The organism is Gordonia sp. KTR9, from assembly GCF_000143885.2.
In the GTDB taxonomy this organism is placed as follows: Bacteria; Actinomycetota; Actinomycetes; order Mycobacteriales; family Mycobacteriaceae; genus Gordonia.
The window spans coordinates 3999916-4021841 of sequence record NC_018581.1 but is presented as its reverse complement, the minus strand read 5'-3'; the positions used below and the strand labels follow the sequence as shown (position 1 = coordinate 4021841).

The window sequence follows — 21926 nt, the reverse complement described above, 5'->3', positions numbered from 1 at the left end:
TCTAGTCTGATTTCCGTCAGTACGGGGATCGGCCGAGTGCGTCCGTCACGCGGCCCCAGCAGAATCACCGACGACCGACGACAACGCGGAAAGCCACGAGACCAGAAAGGAGCGGATCAGTGAACGGAATCATCGTGCGCCAGGCCGGCATCTGCCAGTCTGCGGCGAAACTGAGCGCGGCGAGCGCGTATGCGACCACATCGCATGCGGCGACGCCGAACCAGCCCGCCATCGCGCGTACCGGTCGCACCCGCTCCTGGATGCCGGTCGCCCGAGCGTGCACGAGCTTTGCACGCCCGGTCGCCCTCCCTCCGGCGGCTCTGCACCTGGCAGCCGAAGCGCGCGTAGCGCGAATCGCACCGCCCGCAGCAGCAGCACCCGCGCCGCGTCGGTTCCCCGTTCTGTTCCGAAGTTCCCGGAGTTAGATCTCCGAGACAATCCGGGCCACGGGCGAATCGCAGAGGCGACACCCGTGGCCCTCTTTTTTCTGTCATCCGAATCTCCGCCCCGCTAGGGGTCTCGGACACAGAGCCACATCGAGGACTCGGGTTCAACACCCCAAACGAGCAGATGTGGAGAATCCCAATGACTGTCGAATGCGTACTCGAGTCCTGTATGTCGGCGGACCGCGCAGCGACCGCCCGGCTCGACCTGCCCTGCCAGGTCGCCGACGCAGATCTGTGGTTCGCCGAAGACCCCCGTGACCTCGAGCGTGCAAAGGCGATGTGCGCCGAGTGCCCGCTGCGGACCCAGTGCCTGCAGGCCGCACTCGATCGGTCCGAACCCTGGGGGGTCTGGGGCGGCGAGATCTTCGAACGAGGCGCCGTCATCGCACGCAAGCGCCCCCGCGGCCGCCCGCGCAAGAACGTTGCGTGACAACGACAACGAACGAAACGACACCGACGCCGTGAGCAGTGATGCTCGCGGCGTCGGTGTCGTTTCTGTGTGTCGTGTCTGCCGGGGGGCGGGGTCAGTCGCCCAGGCCGGGAACCCACTCCTCCATGATGGCGCGGTAGGGAGCGTGCGCCTCGAGTTGCGAGGCGATGCCGACGCAACCGCCGAGCACGCGGAAGACCATCACGAATCGCTTGGGCACGTTGAGGTTTCGTGACGTCTTGTACACCTCGCCCCGGACGTCGGTGGCCTTGCCCGCGGCCCGTTGCATCCACTTCCGCGTGAAGTGGAACGACTCGGAGAAGAGCGGATCGACGTACGGACGCAGGTAGGCCTCGAGGTCGGCACTCGTCACCTTGTTCGCGTGGGACGGACGGATGAACTCGGCCGAGATCATGAGTTCTTTGAGCTCGTCGTACTTCTGGTCGCGCGCCAGTCGCAGGATCGGGCCGGTCTCGGGCGGGAGACCGTCCGGATAGTGACCCACCGCACCGAAGTCGAGGACACCGAAACGTCCGTCGGTGGCCAGGAAGAAATTGCCCGGATGCGGGTCGCCGTGCAGGAGCCCGACCCGATACGGGGAGCTGACCTCGAACTCGGCCATCTTCGCGGCGGCATCGTCGCGGGTCTTCTGGTCACCGGTGGTGATGACCTTCGACAGAGGAACGCCGTCCACCCACTCCGAGACGACGACCTTGGGTGCGCTCGCGACGACCTTGGGGACGAGGAAATCGGGATGACCGTCGTAGGCCTTGGCGAAGGCGCGCTGGTTGTCGGCTTCACCGAGGTAGTCGAGTTCGGCCTCGGTCCGGTCGATGAGTTCGTCCATCATCGCCTTGACATCGGTGCCGGGGGACAGGCGCTGCAGGAGTCCGGACATGCGGGACAGGGTCTTCAGGTCGGCCTTCAGGGCGTGATCGGCGCCGGGATACTGCACCTTGACCGCGACCTCGCGACCGTCGGACCAGACCCCCTTGTGGACCTGTCCGATGGACGCAGAGGCAGCGGGCACATCGGAGAAGTCCTGGAAACGCTCGCGCCAGCGGGTACCGAGCTGCTGGTCGAGCACCTTGTGGACCTTGTCCGCCGGCATCGGCGGGGCGTCGGCCTGCAATTTGGTGAGGGCTTCGCGGAAGGGCTCGCCGAATTCGTCGGGGATGGCGGCTTCCATGATCGAGAGCGCCTGCCCGACCTTCATGGCGCCGCCCTTGAGTTCGCCGAGGACGGCGAAAAGCTGTTCGGCGGATTTCTCCAGGAGCTCTTGGTTGACCTCGTCTCGGTCCCTGCCGACCATGCGCTTGCCGAAACCGGCAGCGGCCCGACCGGCCATACCGATCGGAAGAGAAGCCAGTTTCGCGTTTCGGCGACCCTGTCCTTTGGTGATGTCGGTCATAGCATCCTTTCCGCGTCACACATTAGACGACCTGGCTCGTGAATCCGGTACGGGACGACAATCGCAGTCCGGGTGCGGCGACCACCGCTTGATGTCCAGTCGAGTCGGGTCGTCGCGCACCTCCAGCACGCGATCCAGCAGCTGCGGGACCGGCGGCGGATCCGAACTCGGCCGCTCGTCGTGCACGGCGGCCACCAGCCGTTCGATCTGGGAGTGCGCGATGGCGGTGGTCATCGCCAGGATGGTCGGACTCGCCTGTCCCGACGTTCGGATCAGTTGCACGGCCAATGCCGGCCACTCCGGGTCCGCGTCGGACCGGTGCCGGTCGGCGCACATCAGGCAGCTGGACAGACCGGGCAACACCAGCGGCCCGACTATGCCCACCCCGTCTCGCACCCGGACCAGCAGGTGGGGGATCCGGGCGCGGGTCAGCGCGAAGACGACCCGCGGGTCGTGGACGACGAAGTCGGTCAGGATCACCAGGTCGGTGTCGATGGCGTCGAGCGAGCCGTCGGGGAGTCGGCGCATGGTCCGCCGGGCAGATCTGCCCGTGCCACCCAACGAACTCGTCAGCTGCTCGCTGATCGGTCCCTGACCGTGGATCAGGATGCGGAATTCCGGCGTGCGGCGATCGACATCGACGACCGCGCGGCCGGCCGCCACCAGACTGCTCAGGACGAGGTCGAGGTCGTCGTCGTGCAGGCCCGCGCGGCGGGCGCGGCGGGCGAAGGTGTCCGTCGTGCACGTGTCCTCCAGCGACCGCAGCAGCGCGGCAACGGAATGCGCCGACACCGCGGCGTCGAACTCGAGGAGCAGGCTGTCGGCCGGATCGATCCCGACCCGGACCGAGTTCCCGGGCTGAACGAGAATCGGCGTACCCGGTAGCAGCCGGGGCAGAGCGGTCGAACGATCCGCGCGGGTGGGAGCCGAGATGGCGCTGGAACTCGTCCGGGCTGGCGACATGCGGCAACTCTGCCAGCCGGACGCCTTCAGTGACGTTCGGTGAGCAGGTTATCCACAACACGGCCGGATCCACCGAGGGTGTGGATCTACGATCCGCCTTGCGCCGAGTCGTCACCGGGGTCGCCTCCGGATTCGGGTGTCTGGGGACCGGGGCGCTTGCGCTCATCGCCGCGCGCCTTCTCGTCGGCGATGGTCTTCTCGAGTTGTGCGATCGGGTCGTCGAGTTCGTCGCCGGCCAGGAGACGATCGATGAAACCGGCGGGATTGTCGAGGTCGTCGGAATCGGGCAGCAGATCCGGGTGAGCCCACACGCCGTCCCTGGTCGCGACGTCGGTCGCCTCCAGCGTGCGACGCCACAGCTCCGACGCCTCGCGGACCTTGCGGGGTCGGAGCTCGAGACCGACGAGGGTCGCGAACGTCTGCTCGGCCGGCCCGCCCGAGGCGCGCCGGCGGCGCATGGTCTCGGTGAGTGCGCCGGTGCTCGGGATCCGATCGCCGAGTGCTTGCGTCACGACCTGCTCCACCCAGCCCTCGATGAGGGCGAGCAGGGTCTCGAGGCGGCCGAGTGCTGCCTTCTGCTCAGGTGTCGTGGTCGGCTCGAACGACGTCGACGAGTTGATGAGCTCCTCGAGTTTCGAAGGGTCGGAGAGCAATTGGGTCGGGTCGATCCCGGCGGTGGCGTCGGTGATCCCGCTGAAGTCGATACTGATGCCGCGGGCGTATTCCTCGACGGTGGTCAGCAGTCGCTGACGCAACCAGCCCACGTGGGTGAACAGGCGCACATGTGCGGCCTCACGCGCGGCGAGGAAGACGATGATCTCCTGCGCCGGCTGTTCCAGACCTTCGGCGAACTTCGCGATCGCCTCGGGAAGCAGGACGGCGATGCCCTCGGGCGCCAGCGGCAGGCCGACGTCGGTCGACGTCAGCACTTCCTTGGCGAGCTGTCCGAGGCCCTGGCCGAGCTGCGTGCCGAACGCCATGCCGCTCATCTGGGTGAGCATCCCGATCATCGGGCCGGCGAACTGCGCGGCCTCGGCGGGGAGGTTGTCCTGCCAGGTCCGGGCCAGCTGTTCGGCGACCGGATCGCACAGACCCTTCCACGTGTCCATGGACTCCTCGAGCCACTGGACCGGGGTCCACGCCACGGTCTGGGTGACCCCGCTGGGGAAGTTCGTCGCGTCGTCGAGCCAGACGTCGGCGAGGCGGACGGCGTCGGCCGACGCGGTGTTCTCCTTCTCGAGGATGGGGGTGAACGAACCGATCTGCTGCCGAGCCAGATTGGTCGCCACCGAGTAATTCACCGGGCCGTCCCCGCCGCCGGCCATTCCCGCCCCCATGCCGCTGAACATGTTGCCCAGTTGCGAGAACATCTGGCCGATCATGTTGGGGTCGAAGTTCGACGGGTCGAAGTCGCCGCCCGGCCCGCCTCCGAACCCCTGGCCGCCCCCGAATCCGAACGGATTGGACCCGCCGAACGGGTTGCCGCCGGGATTGCCGCCCGGCTTGTTCTTGTCACCGCTGTTCTTGGCGCGGTCGTCGTCGCCGTCATCGGACGACGAGAAGCCGAAGGGCAGATCACTCATGGGTTCCACCGTACCGCCCGGTGAGGCGCGCAAACGGCGACGACTGTTCGCCCTGCGCGTAGTCGGCTCATGCTGCCTCGGCACAGTCGGCTCATCGTCTCGGCGCGGCAGGCTCGTCGTCGCCGCGGGGCACTATCGTGTGCGGAATGAGTTCGAGCCCCCGCTTCCGGAGAATCGCCGCGGCCGCGGTCTCCACCGTGGTCCTGCTGGCGTTGCTGGTGGTGGGCACACAGGTGCAGGTGCCCTACGCCGCACTCGGACCCGGACCGACGCTGAACACTCTCGGCACGACGAAGGTGGAGGACGACGGCGCGGTCGTCGAGCGCAAGGTCGTGCAGATCGACGGGGCGGCAACCGATCCGACGACCGGACACCTGAATCTCACCACCGTCTCCGTCCGGGATGGGCTCTCCCTCTTCGACGCGCTGGGCATGTGGTTGTCGGGCACCTACTCCCTCACTCCCCGTGATCAGGTCTATCCGCCCGACCGCACCACCGAACAGGTGCAGCAGGAGAACGCCCAGCAGATGACGGGTTCGGAGGAGAACGCGACGGTCGCCGCGCTCCGCTACCTGGACCGGCCGACGGCGCTGCGCGTCGCGAGCGTCGGACCGGACGGGCCCGCGGTCGGGGTGCTGCGCGCCGGTGACGAGGTCGTGGCGGCCGGGGGTGTGCCGGTGGAGACCGGCGAACAGCTCCGGAAGGTCGTCGGTGACAACCCGCCCGGAACCGTGCTCCCGCTCGAGATCATCCGTGCCGGCGCCCGGCAGACCGTGTCGGTCACGCTCGGCAAGCATCCCGCGAACCCCGACGACGGGTATCTCGGTGTCGTCCCGGAGGTCGTCAACGCCGATCCCCGGCTCGAGGTCACCTACACGGTGGGGGACATCGGCGGGCCGTCGGCCGGGATGATGCTGGCACTCGCGGTCATCGACCAGCTGAGTCCCGGCGAATTGACCTCCGGCAAGTTCATCGCCGGCACCGGCACCATCACCGACGAGGGCGCGGTCGGACCGATCGGCGGCATCACGCACAAGACCCGCGCCGCACGCGACGCCGGCGCGACGGTGTTCCTCGTCCCGGCCCGCAACTGTGCCGAAGCGGTCTCCGAGCGACCGGACGGACTCGAGCTGGTCAAGGTCGACACCCTGGACGGCGCGGTCGACGCGCTGGGTGCGATCGGCGCGGGACGTCCCGCGCCGACCTGCTGACGCGGCACCGGCACCCGCGGGTCAGCTCCGCCCGGGTGTCTCCGGCTCATCGGGGGCGAAGGTGTCGTGCAGTGCTGCCCGCAGTTCGAGGGCCAGCTGCGGATGGGTGAGCAGCTCGGGTTCCTCGTCGGGGATCGGACGTAGCCGCATCAGGGCCAGGTCGGTGCCGTTGCGCAGTACCCCGACGACCAGGCGGGCGACCTCCTCGTCCGGGTGCTGCTCGCCGGTCTCGGTGACGACGTAGCGCGGCGTGAGGTCATCGTCGTCCTCGGGCTCCACGATGATGATCTCGATGGCCACCGCGGCGCCGGCGACCGCCGGGGGCCAGATCGCCGACGCCAGGAATTCGTCGAGGTCGGCGACATCCTCCTCCACGGGCGTGAAGACCGGGCCGTCCGCGGAGATGACGTCGGGAAGACGTTCGGCGAGCAGGGCGGTGGGTGCCAGCGCGAACACCGACGGCGGCTGTCCCCAGCCGCGCGTGTCGACGTGTTCCATGATCTCGCTCAGGGCACTGCCGAGGTCGTCGGTGGAAAAGGCACGAGGGGTGTTCGAGTCGCCGGGCACGTGCTCATCTTGCCTCGCAGTGCCGCACGACGACGACCCCGCCGTGCCGCGAGGGAACCACCGACGTGTCGCGATCGTTGAGCGGGCGCCCCGAGTGAGTTGGTCACCCGGGTGGTGCCAGTACAGTGGGCACCACGCCCAGCAGGCAATCGTGTGCGGGTGGTGTCCGGGTTGAGAGCTTTGGAGAGTGGGTCTGGTGGGCGTCCGAGGGCCGGCGGGAATGCCGACACTGTCACGCAGGAGCAAGATCATCATCGGGCTCGGCGTGGCCGTCCTGGTGCTGCTGCTCGTCGGGCCACGCCTGGTCGGTCTCGCGACCGACTGGCTCTGGTTCTCCAACGTCGGGTATTCCGGCGTCTTCACCAAGGTGATCTGGACCCGTGTGATCCTCTTCGCGGTCACCACGATCGTCGTCGGGGCCATCATCTTCGGCGCGGTGTCCCTGGCGTACCGCAGCCGTCCGGTGTTCGTCCCGACCGCGGGACCGAACGATCCGCTCGCGCGCTACCGCACGGCCATCATGGGCAAGGTCCGCTGGTTCGCGATCGTCCCGGCGGTGATCATCGGCGCGCTGGCCGGCCTGGTCGCGCAAGGATCCTGGGCGACGGTGCAGATGTTCCTGCACGGGCAGTCGTTCGGGCGGACCGATCCCCAGTTCAACCTCGACATCGGGTTCTACGCCTTCGACCTGCCGTTCTACCGGTTCGTGTTGAACCTGTTGTTCGTCGTGGTCGTGGTCGCCTTCCTGGCGAACCTGGTCACCCACTACCTCTTCGGCGGAATCCGTCTGGGCCAGGGCGGCGGTACGGTCACCACCGCGGCACGAATCCAGCTGGCGGTGCTGGCCGGCACCTTCCTGCTGTTGAAGGCGGCCGCGTACTGGCTCGATAGATACTCCTTGTTGTCGAGTCAACGAAAAGCCGAGATCTTCCCCGGCGCGAGCTACACCGACATCAATGCGGTGCTGCCGTCGAAACTCATCCTGATGGCGATCGCGGTCATCTGTGCGGTCGCGTTCTTCGCCGGGATCGTGCTCCGCGACCTCCGGGTGCCGGCACTCGCCACCGTCCTGATGCTGTTCTCCGCGTTGCTCATCGGGGTCGGCTGGCCGCTCACGATGGAGCAGTTCTCGGTCAAGCCGAACGCGGCGCAGAAAGAAGCCGAATACATAGACCGCGCGATCACGTCGACGCGCGAGGCGTACGGGATCGGGCCGGACAAGGTCGTCACCCAGAACGACTGGACTTCCCGACCGGCCACACCGGCACTCGTGAACAGCGACGTGCCGACACTGTCGAACGTCCGCGTCCTGGACCCGAACGTCGTGTCGCCGACATTCATCCAGCAGCAACAGCGGCAGAACTTCTACGGATTCCCGACCCAACTTGCGGTCGACCGCTATCGCATCGACGGCGAACTGCGCGACTTCGTGGTCGCGGTGCGCGAGCTGGACCCCAGTCGCTACCTCGAGAACCAGCAGAACTGGCTGAACAAGCACCTCGTCTACACCCACGGGGACGGGTTCGTTGCAGCGCCCGCCAACCGGGTGAACGAGTCGCGCGACGTCAACGACATCGACGGCGGCGGCGACCCGTTCTACTACGTCAGCGACACCTCGAACTACCAGTCCGAGGAGTACAAGCGCGACGCCCCGATCAAGGTGGCCCAGCCCCGCATCTACTTCGGTGAGCTGCTCGCGAAGATCGACCCTGACTACGCGATCGTCGGTTCCGACGACGGACAGGCGCGTGAGCACGACATCGGTGACGACAAGTACACCTATCAGGGGCCGGCCGGGGTGTCGCTGGGCAACTGGTTCAACCGGGTGCTCTATATGGCCAAATACGCGGAGCGCAACTTCCTGCTGTCGGGGGAGATCAACTCGGCGTCGAAGATCATCTACAACCGCGACCCCCGCGACCGCGTCGAACAGGTCGCGCCGTGGTTGACGGTGGATTCGAAGACGTACCCCGCGGTCATGGAGGACGGCTCGATCAAGTGGATCGTCGACGGTTACACCACTCTCGACAACTACCCGTATTCGCAGCCGACCTCGCTGCAGAGTGCGACCGCGGATGCCCAGGACCTCAATCCCGGCCAGACCGGCCGGACCCAGGTCAACAAGACCGTGTCGTACGTGCGCAACTCGGTGAAGGCGACCGTGGACGCCTACACCGGTGAGGTGGAGCTGTACCAGTTCGACTCCGAGGACCCGGTGCTGAAGACGTGGATGGAGGTTTTCCCGGGAACGGTGAAGTCGCGCGCCGACTTCGACGCGCAGACGTCGCTGCGGGAACACGTCCGGTATCCCGAGGACATCTTCAAGATCCAGCGGTCGCTGTTGACCCGCTACCACGTCGATTCGCCGCAGACGTTCTTCCAGGCGAGCGAATTCTGGTCGGTGCCCGCGGATCCGACCGATCCCGATGCCGATCAGCGCGGACTCGATCAGCCGCCGTACTACTTCGTGGCCTCCGACCCGGAGAGCGGACAGCCGACGTTCCAGCTGACCTCGGTTCTCACCCGCCTCAATCGGCCGATCCTCGGTGCCTACGTGACCGTCTCGTCGAACCCCGAGAACTACGGGCAGATGACGGTCAAGCAGCTGCCCGGAAACGCCCAGCGGTCGGGTCCGAAACAGGCCTTCAACCCGATGAAGACCGATGGACGTGTCGCCGAATCGCTCAAGTCGCTCGAGAACACGGCGACGGTGACATTCGGCAATCTCCTGACGCTGCCCGTGGGGGACAACGGAATCCTCTACGTCGTCCCGATGTACGCGCAGGCACAGGGCGAGGAAGCATTCCCCCGCCTGTTCCGGGTGATCACCCGCTACGAGCCTGCCGAGCGTGAGGCGCGGATCGGCTATGCGCCGACGACCGGCGAGGCACTGCGGCAGGTCGGCATCACACCCGCCGTGGGGGTGGTCCCCGACGATCAGCAGCCGACCGAGCCGGATCAGGCCGGGACGCCCGACACAGGCACGCCCACACCGAATGAGCCACCGCAGCAAGGTGATTCGCCAGAGCGCGATGCTGCCGCGAAGGCCATCGGAGATGCCATCACGGCCTTGCGCCAAGCTCAGCAGGGTGGGGACTTCGCCGCATACGGCCAGGCGCTCGACCAGTTGAGCCAGGCTGTTGCCAGGTACGAGTCACTGGCGGCACCCAACTAGTCGAGGGTCGCCCTGTCACCGAGCGCTACGTGCGCGAGGTATCGCTAACCGCGATACTTCCGCAGGTAGCGCTCGGTTTCGTTGGGGGTGTTGTCGGGGAGTACCGGACTGTGATGGTGCCGATGACCCAGCGAGAAGAAGATCGACACCGCGGCGGCGAACGCGGCGACCATCAGCAGACCGCAGACGATCGCGGTACCCACGTTGCCGACGGCCATGTGGACCAGCCAGAGTGCGGCCATGGCGAACCCGCCCAGCGCCAGGACGAAACCGACGAAGCTCATCGGATGATTGCCGTGGCTCTCGTGGTGGAAACGGTGCGTGTTCATGGTTCCTCCTCGGCGGTGGCCTCTCGTGTGCCGAGTGTACGCCCGATGTGACCGGCATCACATTCGCGGACGCACGCCGGCAGCCTTCGGCGACCTGACGCCGACCTGCGGCTACGTGCCCGAAGTGACCGCCGTCACTGGTGTTTGCCCAGGTCGCCACCGGTTGGGGTATCGATTTGCATCGCTGACGAACCGCTGTGTAACGTTGTGTTCACCAACGCGGGGTGGAGCAGCTCGGTAGCTCGCTGGGCTCATAACCCAGAGGTCGCAGGTTCAAATCCTGTCCCCGCTACCAACACCAAGAACCCCCGCCCGGGACTCCCGGGCGGGGGTTCTTGCTATCTGGCGGAACCTCGTGGGCGAGGTCCTCTCGGCGACGACGATCCTGCGAGGGGAGGCCGGCGCACTCACACCGGTCGACTCGCCCGCCGGACTCGAGGTGTTTCGAGTCGAGGTCGGGTGATCCGATCTGCTGATCCCGGTCGACGGCGAGAAGGCCGCCGCCGATCACGTGCCCTGCCGCCCCGGGTGCCGATCGACCGGTTTGGCGGGGACAGCCGCACGAAGTCTGCACGGGTATGCCGGTGACACGAGCTCCAGACCGCCTGTGACCAGGCGATTTGACGCCGAGTGGAGTGGTGCGTAACTTATGTCGAGTCAGCGCGCCACGGCGCCGCCCCGGAGGGCCTGGAAGGGTCTGGTTCGGGGAGTGGAGATCGGGTTTGTGGCTGACCGCCCCTGATTGTTCTGGTTGGGACTTTGTGTCTTGGCTGGGTTGGTTGGGGTTGCCAGATCTCCTTCAGTCCGGAATTTCTTCGGAGTTGCGGGCCGGAGATGGTGTCTGGTAGGTTGGAAGAGTTGCCTCGGAGACGGGGTGGCTTGGTAGGTTGACATGCAAGTCTGCTGGTGAGAGCCCTGGTTGGGGTGGGTAGCTGGTGGGTGTGTGTTCTTTGAGAACTCGATAGTGTGATGATGAATTGTCTGATGCCATTTTTGGCATCGTGCATCCTTTGCGGATGTAGATGTTTGTTTTGTGTGGCGCTCGGCCCCGTCTGGGTGTCACATTTTTGCTAGGTTTATTTTGGTCAGGTTGTGCTTTCCTGATTATTGTTGAAACGCCGGCTCTTTTGGGGGTTGGTTTTGTTTCGCTGTTTTTTCATGGAGAGTTTGATCCTGGCTCAGGACGAACGCTGGCGGCGTGCTTAACACATGCAAGTCGAACGGAAAGGCCCAGCTTGCTGGGTACTCGAGTGGCGAACGGGTGAGTAACACGTGGGTGATCTGCCCTGCACTCTGGGATAAGCCTGGGAAACTGGGTCTAATACCGGATATGACCAACTGTCGCATGGTGGTTGGTGGAAAGCTTTTGCGGTGTGGGATGGGCCCGCGGCCTATCAGCTTGTTGGTGGGGTAATGGCCTACCAAGGCGACGACGGGTAGCCGACCTGAGAGGGTGATCGGCCACACTGGGACTGAGACACGGCCCAGACTCCTACGGGAGGCAGCAGTGGGGAATATTGCACAATGGGCGCAAGCCTGATGCAGCGACGCCGCGTGAGGGATGACGGCCTTCGGGTTGTAAACCTCTTTCACCAGGGACGAAGCGTGAGTGACGGTACCTGGAGAAGAAGCACCGGCCAACTACGTGCCAGCAGCCGCGGTAATACGTAGGGTGCGAGCGTTGTCCGGAATTACTGGGCGTAAAGAGCTCGTAGGCGGTTTGTCGCGTCGTCTGTGAAATTCTGCAACTCAATTGTAGGCGTGCAGGCGATACGGGCAGACTTGAGTACTACAGGGGAGACTGGAATTCCTGGTGTAGCGGTGAAATGCGCAGATATCAGGAGGAACACCGGTGGCGAAGGCGGGTCTCTGGGTAGTAACTGACGCTGAGGAGCGAAAGCGTGGGTAGCGAACAGGATTAGATACCCTGGTAGTCCACGCCGTAAACGGTGGGTACTAGGTGTGGGTTCCTTTTCACGGGATCCGTGCCGTAGCTAACGCATTAAGTACCCCGCCTGGGGAGTACGGCCGCAAGGCTAAAACTCAAAGGAATTGACGGGGGCCCGCACAAGCGGCGGAGCATGTGGATTAATTCGATGCAACGCGAAGAACCTTACCTGGGTTTGACATACACCAGACGCGGCTAGAGATAGTCGTTCCCTTGTGGTTGGTGTACAGGTGGTGCATGGCTGTCGTCAGCTCGTGTCGTGAGATGTTGGGTTAAGTCCCGCAACGAGCGCAACCCTTGTCCTGTATTGCCAGCGGGTTATGCCGGGGACTTGCAGGAGACTGCCGGGGTCAACTCGGAGGAAGGTGGGGATGACGTCAAGTCATCATGCCCCTTATGTCCAGGGCTTCACACATGCTACAATGGCTGGTACAGAGGGCTGCGATACCGTGAGGTGGAGCGAATCCCTTAAAGCCAGTCTCAGTTCGGATTGGGGTCTGCAACTCGACCCCATGAAGTCGGAGTCGCTAGTAATCGCAGATCAGCAACGCTGCGGTGAATACGTTCCCGGGCCTTGTACACACCGCCCGTCACGTCATGAAAGTCGGTAACACCCGAAGCCGGTGGCCTAACCCCTTGTGGGAGGGAGCTGTCGAAGGTGGGATCGGCGATTGGGACGAAGTCGTAACAAGGTAGCCGTACCGGAAGGTGCGGCTGGATCACCTCCTTTCTAAGGAGCACACAACAACACATGTTTCAGCAGGCGTTTGTTCTGCGGCGTGTGTGTGTTCAAGGGTGAAACATCAGACACATCCATGCTCGGCGCTTTCTGGTGTCGGTGCGGGGTGACTGCCAGTGCTCGTGAGGGCCGGCGGGTTCATCGTCACGCTATCGGGGTTCTGAGGGAACACACCAGTGTTGTCTCTGACCTAGCTGTGGGGTTGAGGGTGTTCGTGAGGTGTCCTGTGATGGGATGCGGAGATACCGGAAGCTTCATGGTGTGTGTTGTTTGAGAAGTGCATAGTGGATGCGAGCATCTTTATTTCAAACCAACTTTTGTTGGTCTGTGATTTAGCAGAAAATGATTTGTTTGTTGTGGTGATGTCTACATTCGGTCCTCGCGGCGTGACTCTCTTTGTGGGGTTGTGTGGTGGGGGTTGTTTGTAGGTGTTGTTGTAAGTGTGTAAGGGCGTTCGGTGGATGCCTTGGTACCAGGAGCCGATGAAGGACGTGGTAGGCCGCGATAGTCCTCGGGGAGTTGTCAAACGAGCTGTGATCCGAGGGTGTCCGAATGGGGAAACCCAGCACGAGTGATGTCGTGTTACCACCAGCTGAATGTATAGGCTGTGTGGGGGGAACGTGGGGAAGTGAAACATCTCAGTACCCATAGGAAGAGAAAACAATTGTGATTCCGTGAGTAGTGGCGAGCGAAAGCGGATGAGGCTAAACCATGCGCATGTGATACCGGGTAGGGGTTGTGTGTGTGGGGTTGTGGGGTTCGTCTTCTTCCATCTGCCTGTGGAAGCGTGAGTCAGAAAATCGTGTGTTAGGTGAAGTGGCCTGGAATGGTCTGCCGTAGTCGGTGAGAGTCCGGTAGCTGAAAACACATGGTCTTGCGTGACGGTGTCCCCAAGTAGCAGCGGGCTCGTGGAATCTGCTGTGAATCTGCCGGGACCACCCGGTAAGCCTGAATACTTCCTGGTGACCGATAGCGGACTAGTACCGTGAGGGAAAGGTGAAAAGTACCCCGGGAGGGGAGTGAAATAGTACCTGAAACCGGACGCTTACAATCCGTCAAAGCCTGCGCACCCTTGTGGTGGTGGGTGATGGCGTGCCTTTTGAAGAATGAGCCTGCGAGTTAGTGCTCGGTGGCGAGGTTAACCCGTGTGGGGTAGCCGTAGCGAAAGCGAGTCTGAATAGGGCGTTTGAGTCGCCGGGTCTAGACCCGAAGCGGAGTGATCTACCCATGGCCAGGGTGAAGCGTCGGTAAGACGTCGTGGAGGCCCGAACCCACTTCAGTTGAAAATGGAGGGGATGAGTTGTGGGTAGGGGTGAAAGGCCAATCAAACTCCGTGATAGCTGGTTCTCCCCGAAATGCATTTAGGTGCAGCGTCACATGTTTCTTACTGGAGGTAGAGCTACTGGATGGCCGATGGGCCCCACAGGGTTACTGACGTCAGCCAAACTCCGAATGCCGGTAAGTGAGAGTGTGGCAGTGAGACTGCGGGCGATAAGGTTCGTAGTCGAGAGGGAAACAGCCCAGATCGCCGGCTAAGGCCCCTAAGCGTGTACTAAGTGGAAAAGGATGTGGGGTCGCGAAGACAACCAGGAGGTTGGCTTAGAAGCAGCCACCCTTGAAAGAGTGCGTAATAGCTCACTGGTCAAGTGATCCTGCGCCGACAATGTAGCGGGGCTCAAGTACACCGCCGAAGCCGCGGCACTCACATTTAGCCCGCCTTCTGCCTACGGGTGGTTGGCCAGGTGTGTGGGTGGGTAGGGGAGCGTCCTGCATCCGTGGAAGCTACAGAGTGATCTAGTGGTGGAGGGTGTGGGAGTGAGAATGCAGGCATGAGTAGCGAAAGCAGAGTGAGAAACTCTGCCGCCGAATGACCAAGGGTTCCTGGGCCAGGCTAATCCGCCCAGGGTGAGTCGGGACCTAAGGCGAGGCCGACAGGCGTAGTCGATGGACAACGGGTTGATATTCCCGTACCCGTGTATCCGCGCCCATGCTGAATCAGTTGTACTAACCATCCTGATCCTCACGAGAGTGCCTTCGGGTGCCGAGTTGGGGTGATGCATGGGACCTTGGCTGGTAGTAGGCAAGCGATGGGGTGACGCAGGAAGGTAGTGGGGCCAGTCAGTGGTTGTACTGGTGTAAGCCTGTAGGGCGAGCGATAGGCAAATCCGTCGTTCATGAAGCCTGAGAGGTGATGCGTAGCCGTTGCGGTGAATTCCATGATCCTATGCTGCCGAGAAAAGCCTCTAGTGAGTTGGTACACGGCCCGTACCCCAAACCAACACAGGTGGTCAGGTAGAGAATACTAAGGCGATCGAGAGAACTGTGGTTAAGGAACTCGGCAAAATGCCCCCGTAACTTCGGGAGAAGGGGGACCCATCCTGGTGACGGCATTTACTGTCTGAGCTGGTGTGGGTCGCAGAGACCAGAGAGAAGCGACTGTTTACTAAAAACACAGGTCCGTGCGAAGTCGTAAGACGATGTATACGGACTGACGCCTGCCCGGTGCTGGAAGGTTAAGAGGACCGGTTAGTCACTTTGGTGGCGAAGCTGAGAATTTAAGCCCCAGTAAACGGCGGTGGTAACTATAACCATCCTAAGGTAGCGAAATTCCTTGTCGGGTAAGTTCCGACCTGCACGAATGGCGTAACGACTTCTCTGCTGTCTCAACCACAGACTCGGCGAAATTGCAGTACGAGTAAAGATGCTCGTTACGCGCGGCAGGACGAAAAGACCCCGGGACCTTCACTATAGCTTGGTATTGGTGTTCGGTTCGGTTTGTGTAGGATAGGTGGGAGACTGTGAAGTGGGCACGCCAGTGTTCATGGAGTCGTTGTTGAAATACCACTCTGATCGTATTGGACTTCTAACCTCGGACCCTGATCGGGTTCAGGGACAGTGCCTGGTGGGTAGTTTAACTGGGGCGGTTGCCTCCTAAAAGGTAACGGAGGCGCCCAAAGGTTCCCTCAGCCTGGTTGGCAATCAGGTGTTGAGTGTAAGTGCACAAGGGAGCTTGACTGTGAGACGTACATGTCGAGCAGGGACGAAAGTCGGGACTAGTGATCCGGCACCGGCAAGTGGAAGCGGTGTCGCTCAACGGATAAAAGGTACCCCGGGGATAACAGGCTGATCTTCCCCAAGAGTCCATATCGACGGGATGGTTTGGCACCTCGATGTCGGCTCGTCGCATCCTGGGGCTGGAGTAGGTCCCAAGGGTTGGGCTGTTCGCCCATTAAAGCGGCACGCGAGCTGGGTTTAGAACGTCGTGAGACAGTTCGGTCTCTATCCGCCGCGCGCGTAAGAAACTTGAGGAAACCTGTCCCTAGTACGAGAGGACCGGGACGGACGAACCTCTGGTGTGCCAGTTGTCCCGCCAGGGGCACTGCTGGTTAGCTACGTTCGGAAGGGATAACCGCTGAAAGCATCTAAGCGGGAAGCCTGTTCCAAGATGAGGTTTCTCACCCCCTTTGCGGGGTTAAGGCCCCCTACAGACCATGGGGTTGATAGGCCAGAACTGTACGCACAGCAATGTGTTCAGGTGACTGGTACTAATCGGCCGAGGACTTACCAACAACACCCACAACATCACCACAAACCTATTCTTTGGTTTCTGGTTGTGTTCGCATCCACTATGTACTTCTGAAACAACACACGAAAGCTATAAATTAGCAATCGTGTGTGGTTGTTTCACAAAGTTACGGCGGCTATAGCGGAGGGGAAACGCCCGGCCCCATTCCGAACCCGGAAGCTAAGCCCTCCAGCGCCGATGGTACTGCACCTTAATCAGTGTGGGAGAGTAGGACACCGCCGAACACAACATTCAGAAATGCCCCGCAACCCCAGGTTGCGGGGCATTTCTCATATCCAGCTCAACTCAGGTGATGCACGTCGGCGAGTCCGTAGACGGGTGTCGGAATGCCCTCGTATCGGGCCTTCAGCTGGAGCGCCAGGTAGAGCGAATAGTGCCGTGACTGATGGAGATTTCCCCCGTGGAACCACAGGCCCGGCTGCTGGGTGGGCTTCCACATGTTCCGCTGCTCGCCCTCCCAGGGCCCTGGGTCCTTGGTCGTCTCGGATCCGAGCCCCCACACCTTGCCGACGCGGTCGGCGACCTCCTGACCCATCAGATCGGCGGCCCAGCCGTTCATCGATCCGTAGCCGGTCGCGTAGACGACGACGTCGGCCTCGATCTCGGTGCCGTCGGCGAGTACCACGGCGTTGTCGGTGAGGTGGTCGAGCTGCCCGTGGACGAGCTTGATCGTCCCGTCGGCGATGAGTTCGCTGGCACCGACGTCGATGTAGTAACCGGACCCGCGGCGTAGGTACTTCATGAAGAGTCCGGAGTCGTCGTCGCCGAAGTCGAGTCGGAAGCCGGCCGCCTCGAGTCGGTCGTAGAAGTCCTTGTCCTGCTCGCGGATCTGGTCGTATACGGGTACTTGGAACTGGTGCATGATCCGGTAGGGCAGTGACGCGAAGGTCAGATCGGCCTTCTTGGTCGTCATCCCGGAAGCAACCGCCTCCTCGCTGTAGAGCGAGCCGAGGGCGATCGACCGCAGCGAGTCGGACTTCACGATGTGGGTCGAGGAGCGCTGCACCATCGTCGCGTCGACGCCGTTGTCCACCAGAGCTTTACAGATGTCGTGTGCGGAGTTGTTCGAGCCGATGACGACGACCTTCTTGCCGACATAACCGTCGGGGCCGGGGTGCGCGCTCGAGTGGTGCTGCTCGCCGGCGAACACATCCTGCCCGGGGACAGACGGGACCGCGGGCTTGCCGGACATTCCCGTCGCGAGCACCAGTTGCGTCGGATGAAGTGTGAGGCGCTCTCCGTCGCGGTCGACCTCGACGGTCCAGCGGGCCTCCGCGTCGTCGTAGGCCGCGGACAGGCATGTGGTCTTGCTCCAGTACGGAACCTCCATGACCCTGGTGTAGAACTCCAGCCAGTCACCGATCTTGTCCTTCGGTGCGAAGACCGGCCAGTTGCTGGGGAACGGCAGGTACGGCAGGTGGTCGTACCAGACCGGGTCGTGCAGGCACAGCGACTTGTACCGTTTGCGCCACTGATCCCCGGGACGTTCGTGGCGGTCGACCACGATCGAGGGGACTCCGAGCTGGCGAAGTCTCGCACCGAGCGCTATGCCGCCCTGCCCGCCGCCGATGACCAGGACGTACGGCTGCGTGGTTCGACCGAGTGCCAGGTCCTCGTCGGCCTTCTTCTCCGCCCAGGAACGGGTGTCGGGGTCGGAACCGTGCACGGCGCCGAGCGGGCGGTTCGGGCCGGCCGGCTCCTCGTGGCCCTTGAGCTCCTGCATCGTCGTCAGCAGCGTCCAGGCCTTGTCCTCCTCGCCGACGTCTTCTCCGCCGACGTCCGGACTGCCGACGCTGCGTCGGATGCGCAGGTGTCCTTCACAGCGTCCGACGGCGGTCTCGAACGCGATGAACGCCGAGACCACCCCGTCGCCGTCGTCGGTGGCCGGTTCGGTGGTGGTGAAGTTCGACGGCCGGGTGTCGGCGAGACGAGCGGTCAGCATGTCGGCTATCTGCTCGTGGCCTTCGACTGTCTTGATGTTCCACGTGAACGCCGTGAGGTCACGCCAGTAGCTGTCGGTCAGAAAGGCGTTCGTGGCCCTCGCGATGTCGAGCGCGCCGAGCGCGGACTCGAACTCGCGCAGCCAGGTCTCGATCCGCTGCTGGGGGGTGCGATCGAGCGGGACGACCGGTTCCAGTGTCTGGGTCATGATGCCTCCTCAGGCCTCAGGTGTGTGCCCGCGATCGTGATGTGGAACACAGCGGGTTGTGGACAGCAGACGCCCCGGCGCCGGGTGGCGGCAAGGGTTGCAGGGGGTTGCGAGGGAAGGGGCGCGTTGTCGTTGTGTGTGACGTGACGCACAATCAAGGGGATGAACGCTTACGAGTCGGTCTCCGACCTGGAGCCCGCGGTGCACGCCGGTGACGATCCTCGCGAGTTCGCGTCCGTTCTCAGCGCGGTTCACGACGCCGCGATGTCGGGCGGGCGCATGCCGGCGCGTCCGCGCGGCGTCATCGACGACTCGTGGCAGCGGCTCCGTCGTGCCGGCCTGGACCCGGACGTGGCCTGCGTCAGCGAACGGACCCTGCGGCTCGACGAGCTGGAGGATCGGCGCCGACGCTCCGGCCTCGCCGAAGTCGTCGACGAGCTGGCTCGCGGCCTCGACTCGCTGATCGCCGACGGTGACAACATCCTGGTCGTCTCGGATGCGGACGGGCACGTGCTGTGGCGCAGCGGGTCGTCGAAGGTGCTCACGCGCGCGGACGATCTCGGATTCGTCGAGGGTGCGGACTGGGCCGAGGGGTCCGTGGGGACCAACGCGATCGGTACGGCACTGATGTCCGGTCGTTCGGTTCAGGTGTTCTCGGCCGAGCACTTCGTGCGGAGCCACCATTCGTGGACCTGCACCGGTGCGCCGATCAAGGACCCACGGACCGGCGAGACGTTGGGTGTCGTCGATGTCAGCGGTCCGGCCGCCACCATCCATCCGACCACCCTGGCGCTCGTGCATGCGGTCGCCCGTCTCGCCGAGTCGCAACTCCGCGAGAGCCACCACCGCCGTCTCGATTCGCTGCGGGCGGTTGCCGCGCCGATCCTCGCGCGGATGCCGGGCCCGGCGCTGGCGGTCGACACCGACGGCTGGGTCGCGGCGGTCGACACCGTGTCCCCCCGATCGAGGCTCATCCTGCCACCGCGCCTCGGGCCCGGCCGGATCTTCGTGAACGCGCTCGGCGAGTGCGACGTCGAGGCGCTACCCGGTGGGTGGTTGGTACGAGTCGCGGAGACGTCGCACCGCGCGACCACCAGGGTGGTCCTGCGGGTGCCGACCGGCTCGCCGGGTGGCGGCAACGTCGAGGTCACCGTCGAAGGCGCCAGTGGTGCGTGGACGCACCGGTGTTCGCCGCGCCACGGTGACATACTCACCTTCCTGGCGCGCCATCCCGAGGGCGTCACCGCGGCCCGGTTGTCGACTCATCTGTTCGGTGTCGACGACCGCACGGTCACGGTCCGTGCCGAGATGTCCCGTCTGCGCAAGCACTTCGGCGGTCTGCTCGTGGCGGGACCGTACCGCTTCGTCGACGGGGTCGACGTCGAGGTGCTCGACGCGAACGACTGATCGGCGCGGGTCAGTCGTACTCGGCGATCACCAGACCGCGGTCGAAGGCGTACACGATCGCCGCCGCGCGGTCGCGCAGGTCGAGTTTCGTGAAGATGTGATTGACGTGGCTCTTGACCGTCACCAGCGAGATGCCGAGGGCCGTACCGATTTCCGCATTCGTCCGGCCACGGGCGATCAGTCGCAGCACGTCGGTCTCGCGGTCGGTGAGCCCGGGGGCGGCGGTGGTCACCTGCTCGCGGCCCGATCGTCGAAAACCCTGGAGCACCCGTTCGGTGACCGCGGGGTCGAGGAACGCCCCGTCGCGAACCACGGCGCGGACCGCCCAGATCAGCGCCTCGGCCGGCGAGTCCTTGAGGATGAACCCGGCCGCTCCGGCGCGCAGGGCCCGCGACAGGAGTACGTCGTCGTCGAAGGTGGTCAGGACCAGCACCGGTGGCGGTTCCCGCAGCGTCCGGACCATCTCGGTGGCGGTGATGCCGTCGACATTGCGCATCCGCAGGTCCATCAGGACGATGTCGGGTCGGTGCTCGGCGATCCCGGCGAGGACTTCGGACCCGTCTGCGCACTCACCCACGATGTCGAAGCCGTCGCGGGGACGGAGGATGCGACGCAATCCGGTGCGGATGAGTTCCTGGTCGTCGACGAGCAGGACCCTGATCGGGTCGGCCGGGGCCTCCGCCGGTCCGCTGGTCGTCATACGGGCACCCCGTCGGCGATCGACCGGGCGGGCAACGTCGCACGCACCGACCACGTGCCGGCGCGATGGGAGGTGTCCAGGGTGCCGCCGAGCAGTCTCGCGCGCTGGGTCATCCCCTCGATGCCGGTCCCGTCGCATTGTCGTGGACGGCCCTGGGCCGCGGGGTTCTCGACCGTCAGTGCGACCGCATCGGACACCGACACCGAGACCGACGCGCGCTTGCCCGCCGAGTGTTTGACGACGTTCGCCAACGATTCCTGGGCGATGCGGTACAGCGCCGCGCCGACCGGCCGCGGGAGCTCGGTGACGTCACCGGCGACGGTGAAGTCGATGTCCACTCCGGCCTTGCGGTAGTCCTCGACCAGCCGGACCAGATCGTCGGCACCCGGCGACGGGGCCGTCGTTCCCGCGGGTCCGGCTGTCCCCAGCACATGGACGATGGCGCGGATCTCGGTCATGGCCTGCCGGCCCTGGCGTTCGGCGTCGGAGAGCGCATCCAGGGCCTCCTCGACATCGCGATCCTGTTCGAGGGCGCGCCGAGCGCCGGTGACGTTGAGCATCGTGATCGACAGGGAGTGCGCGATGACGTCGTGGATCTCGCGTGCGATCCGGCGTCGTTCGTCGCCGGCAGCGCGGTCGGCTCGCTCGGCGAGTACGCGAGCCCGGTTGTCGGCCAGTCGTTTCTGGATCAGCACCATGTAGCCGATCAGCCATCCGCAGGCGACGCCGAGTGCGTAGAGCGCCGGTGAGTCGAGGCCGCCGAAGGCGCCGAACCAGACGATGACCGCGATGCACACGATCATCACGGCGATGCCGGTGAACAGGGGATACATCGCGGCCGCGATCGCCGCCATGAGGACGAGTTGCAGTGGTGCGGCGTCGGTCGGCGTCGGGATCATCAGAAAACAGACCGAACTGGTGATGATGCCGAAGCACGCGTACGAGGTCGGCGGCAGCGACAGATCCATCACCAGCGTCACCGCCGCGAGCACCAGGGCCGCGATCACCCACCAGACCTGCTCGAACGGAATGCGTTGCGCTGTGGACACCACGGTGACCACCAGGCTCGACGACAGGATGACAGCGGGATACAGCGGGGGATAGTCGCCGCCGGCCCGTTCGATGCGGCGCTGCAGCCCTGCGCCTGCGTTCGCTGTGAAGCCCGTCACCGTTCCAGGATAGTTCCGCGTCACAGCCGAACGTCCGCCCGACGGTGGATTCCGATCTCCACCCTGGGGTGGAGTACGGGTCAACCCGCGGGATGGCGACGCGGATCTGTTGC

General features: G+C 64.2%; 13 protein-coding genes, 1 tRNA gene and 3 rRNA genes. 8 read left to right on the top strand and 9 right to left on the bottom strand.

All coding sequences use genetic code 11. From position 1 onward, the window contains the following. Positions 1 to 64: 64 nt before the first annotated feature. On the bottom strand, positions 65 to 250 hold the full coding sequence (locus tag KTR9_RS27620; RefSeq protein ID WP_158409759.1) for a hypothetical protein: 186 nt from the start codon (positions 248 to 250) through the stop codon (positions 65 to 67). 335 nt (positions 251 to 585) lie between these two features. Here KTR9_RS27620 and KTR9_RS18925 point away from each other — a divergent pair, with 335 nt between their 5' ends. After that, on the top strand, positions 586 to 876 hold the full coding sequence (locus tag KTR9_RS18925) for a WhiB family transcriptional regulator (protein WP_044507075.1): 291 nt from the start codon (positions 586 to 588) through the stop codon (positions 874 to 876). 94 nt (positions 877 to 970) lie between these two features. Here the strand turns inward: KTR9_RS18925 and KTR9_RS18920 are convergent, their stop codons facing one another. The 3 genes from KTR9_RS18920 to KTR9_RS18910 form a co-directional block, all read right to left on the bottom strand. Continuing rightward, entirely contained in the window at positions 971 to 2287 is a 1317-nt protein-coding gene (locus tag KTR9_RS18920) for an ABC1 kinase family protein (RefSeq protein WP_014927713.1), read from the bottom strand. A 15-nt stretch (positions 2288 to 2302) separates the two neighbouring features. Continuing rightward, the gene (locus KTR9_RS18915) at positions 2303 to 3250 is read right to left on the bottom strand and encodes a hypothetical protein (protein WP_014927712.1); all 948 of its coding nucleotides are present in this window, start codon (positions 3248 to 3250) and stop codon (positions 2303 to 2305) included. Between the two features lie 86 nt (positions 3251 to 3336). Next, a complete protein-coding gene (locus KTR9_RS18910) occupies positions 3337 to 4833 on the bottom strand; it encodes a zinc-dependent metalloprotease (protein ID WP_014927711.1) in 1497 nt (498 codons plus the stop codon). 146 nt (positions 4834 to 4979) lie between these two features. Between KTR9_RS18910 and KTR9_RS18905 the strand changes: the two genes are divergently transcribed. Further along, positions 4980 to 6044: a YlbL family protein gene (locus KTR9_RS18905; RefSeq protein WP_044507073.1), complete on the top strand. Its 1065-nt coding sequence runs from the start codon at positions 4980 to 4982 to the stop codon at positions 6042 to 6044. Positions 6045 to 6065: 21 nt separating this feature from the next. Here the strand turns inward: KTR9_RS18905 and KTR9_RS18900 are convergent, their stop codons facing one another. After that, positions 6066 to 6611 carry a PPA1309 family protein gene (locus tag KTR9_RS18900; protein ID WP_044507070.1) on the bottom strand — a complete coding sequence of 182 codons (546 nt, stop codon included), beginning with the start codon at positions 6609 to 6611 and terminating at the stop codon, positions 6066 to 6068. Between the two features lie 220 nt (positions 6612 to 6831). Here KTR9_RS18900 and KTR9_RS18895 point away from each other — a divergent pair, with 220 nt between their 5' ends. Further along, complete coding sequence (locus KTR9_RS18895; protein ID WP_238553941.1) at positions 6832 to 9786, top strand: UPF0182 family protein; 2955 nt, start codon at positions 6832 to 6834, stop codon at positions 9784 to 9786. A 44-nt stretch (positions 9787 to 9830) separates the two neighbouring features. On the opposite strand, the gene KTR9_RS18890 is transcribed toward KTR9_RS18895, so the two are convergent. Beyond that, the gene (locus KTR9_RS18890; RefSeq protein ID WP_010843956.1) at positions 9831 to 10115 is read right to left on the bottom strand and encodes a hypothetical protein; all 285 of its coding nucleotides are present in this window, start codon (positions 10113 to 10115) and stop codon (positions 9831 to 9833) included. Between the two features lie 218 nt (positions 10116 to 10333). On the opposite strand from KTR9_RS18890, the gene KTR9_RS18885 reads away from it, so the two are divergent. The 4 genes from KTR9_RS18885 (at position 10334) to rrf (ending at position 16612) form a co-directional block, all read left to right on the top strand. Continuing rightward, positions 10334 to 10410 (top strand) — tRNA-Met (locus tag KTR9_RS18885). Between the two features lie 860 nt (positions 10411 to 11270). Continuing rightward, positions 11271 to 12793: ribosomal RNA gene (locus KTR9_RS18880) — 16S ribosomal RNA — on the top strand. A 443-nt stretch (positions 12794 to 13236) separates the two neighbouring features. Then, positions 13237 to 16371: ribosomal RNA gene (locus tag KTR9_RS18875) — 23S ribosomal RNA — on the top strand. Between the two features lie 124 nt (positions 16372 to 16495). After that, positions 16496 to 16612, top strand: a 5S ribosomal RNA gene (rrf, locus tag KTR9_RS18870). The 16S, 23S and 5S rRNA genes sit together here, the layout of an rRNA operon. Positions 16613 to 16668: 56 nt before the next feature. Here the strand turns inward: rrf and KTR9_RS18865 are convergent. Further along, positions 16669 to 18537, bottom strand: a complete 1869-nt coding sequence (locus KTR9_RS18865; protein ID WP_014927707.1) for a flavin-containing monooxygenase — start codon at positions 18535 to 18537, stop codon at positions 16669 to 16671. 162 nt (positions 18538 to 18699) lie between these two features. On the opposite strand from KTR9_RS18865, the gene KTR9_RS18860 reads away from it, so the two are divergent. Further along, positions 18700 to 19944, top strand: coding sequence for a helix-turn-helix domain-containing protein (locus KTR9_RS18860; protein WP_014927706.1), 1245 nt, complete (start codon positions 18700 to 18702; stop codon positions 19942 to 19944). Between the two features lie 10 nt (positions 19945 to 19954). Here the strand turns inward: KTR9_RS18860 and KTR9_RS18855 are convergent, their stop codons facing one another. Both KTR9_RS18855 and KTR9_RS18850 read right to left on the bottom strand, forming a co-directional pair. Next, entirely contained in the window at positions 19955 to 20644 is a 690-nt protein-coding gene (locus tag KTR9_RS18855; protein ID WP_014927705.1) for a response regulator, read from the bottom strand. Beyond that, positions 20641 to 21813 (bottom strand): sensor histidine kinase, encoded by a 1173-nt coding sequence (locus KTR9_RS18850; protein WP_014927704.1) that lies wholly within the window; start codon positions 21811 to 21813, stop codon positions 20641 to 20643. Before KTR9_RS18850 ends, KTR9_RS18855 begins: the two co-directional genes overlap by 4 nt. Positions 21814 to 21926 lie beyond the last annotated feature (113 nt).

What these genes read in the sequence shown, in the direction of transcription:
- KTR9_RS18925 (WP_044507075.1), top strand. Translation starts at nt 586, where the DNA reads ATGACTGTCGAATGCGTACTCGAGTCCTGTATGTCGGCGGACCGCGCA.
- KTR9_RS18920 (WP_014927713.1), bottom strand. Translation starts at nt 2,287, where the DNA reads ATGACCGACATCACCAAAGGACAGGGTCGCCGAAACGCGAAACTGGCT.
- KTR9_RS18915 (WP_014927712.1), bottom strand. Translation starts at nt 3,250, where the DNA reads ATGTCGCCAGCCCGGACGAGTTCCAGCGCCATCTCGGCTCCCACCCGC.
- KTR9_RS18910 (WP_014927711.1), bottom strand. Translation starts at nt 4,833, where the DNA reads ATGAGTGATCTGCCCTTCGGCTTCTCGTCGTCCGATGACGGCGACGAC.
- KTR9_RS18905 (WP_044507073.1), top strand. Translation starts at nt 4,980, where the DNA reads ATGAGTTCGAGCCCCCGCTTCCGGAGAATCGCCGCGGCCGCGGTCTCC.
- KTR9_RS18895 (WP_238553941.1), top strand. Translation starts at nt 6,832, where the DNA reads ATGCCGACACTGTCACGCAGGAGCAAGATCATCATCGGGCTCGGCGTG.
- KTR9_RS18890 (WP_010843956.1), bottom strand. Translation starts at nt 10,115, where the DNA reads ATGAACACGCACCGTTTCCACCACGAGAGCCACGGCAATCATCCGATG.
- KTR9_RS18865 (WP_014927707.1), bottom strand. Translation starts at nt 18,537, where the DNA reads ATGACCCAGACACTGGAACCGGTCGTCCCGCTCGATCGCACCCCCCAG.
- KTR9_RS18860 (WP_014927706.1), top strand. Translation starts at nt 18,700, where the DNA reads ATGAACGCTTACGAGTCGGTCTCCGACCTGGAGCCCGCGGTGCACGCC.
- KTR9_RS18855 (WP_014927705.1), bottom strand. Translation starts at nt 20,644, where the DNA reads ATGACGACCAGCGGACCGGCGGAGGCCCCGGCCGACCCGATCAGGGTC.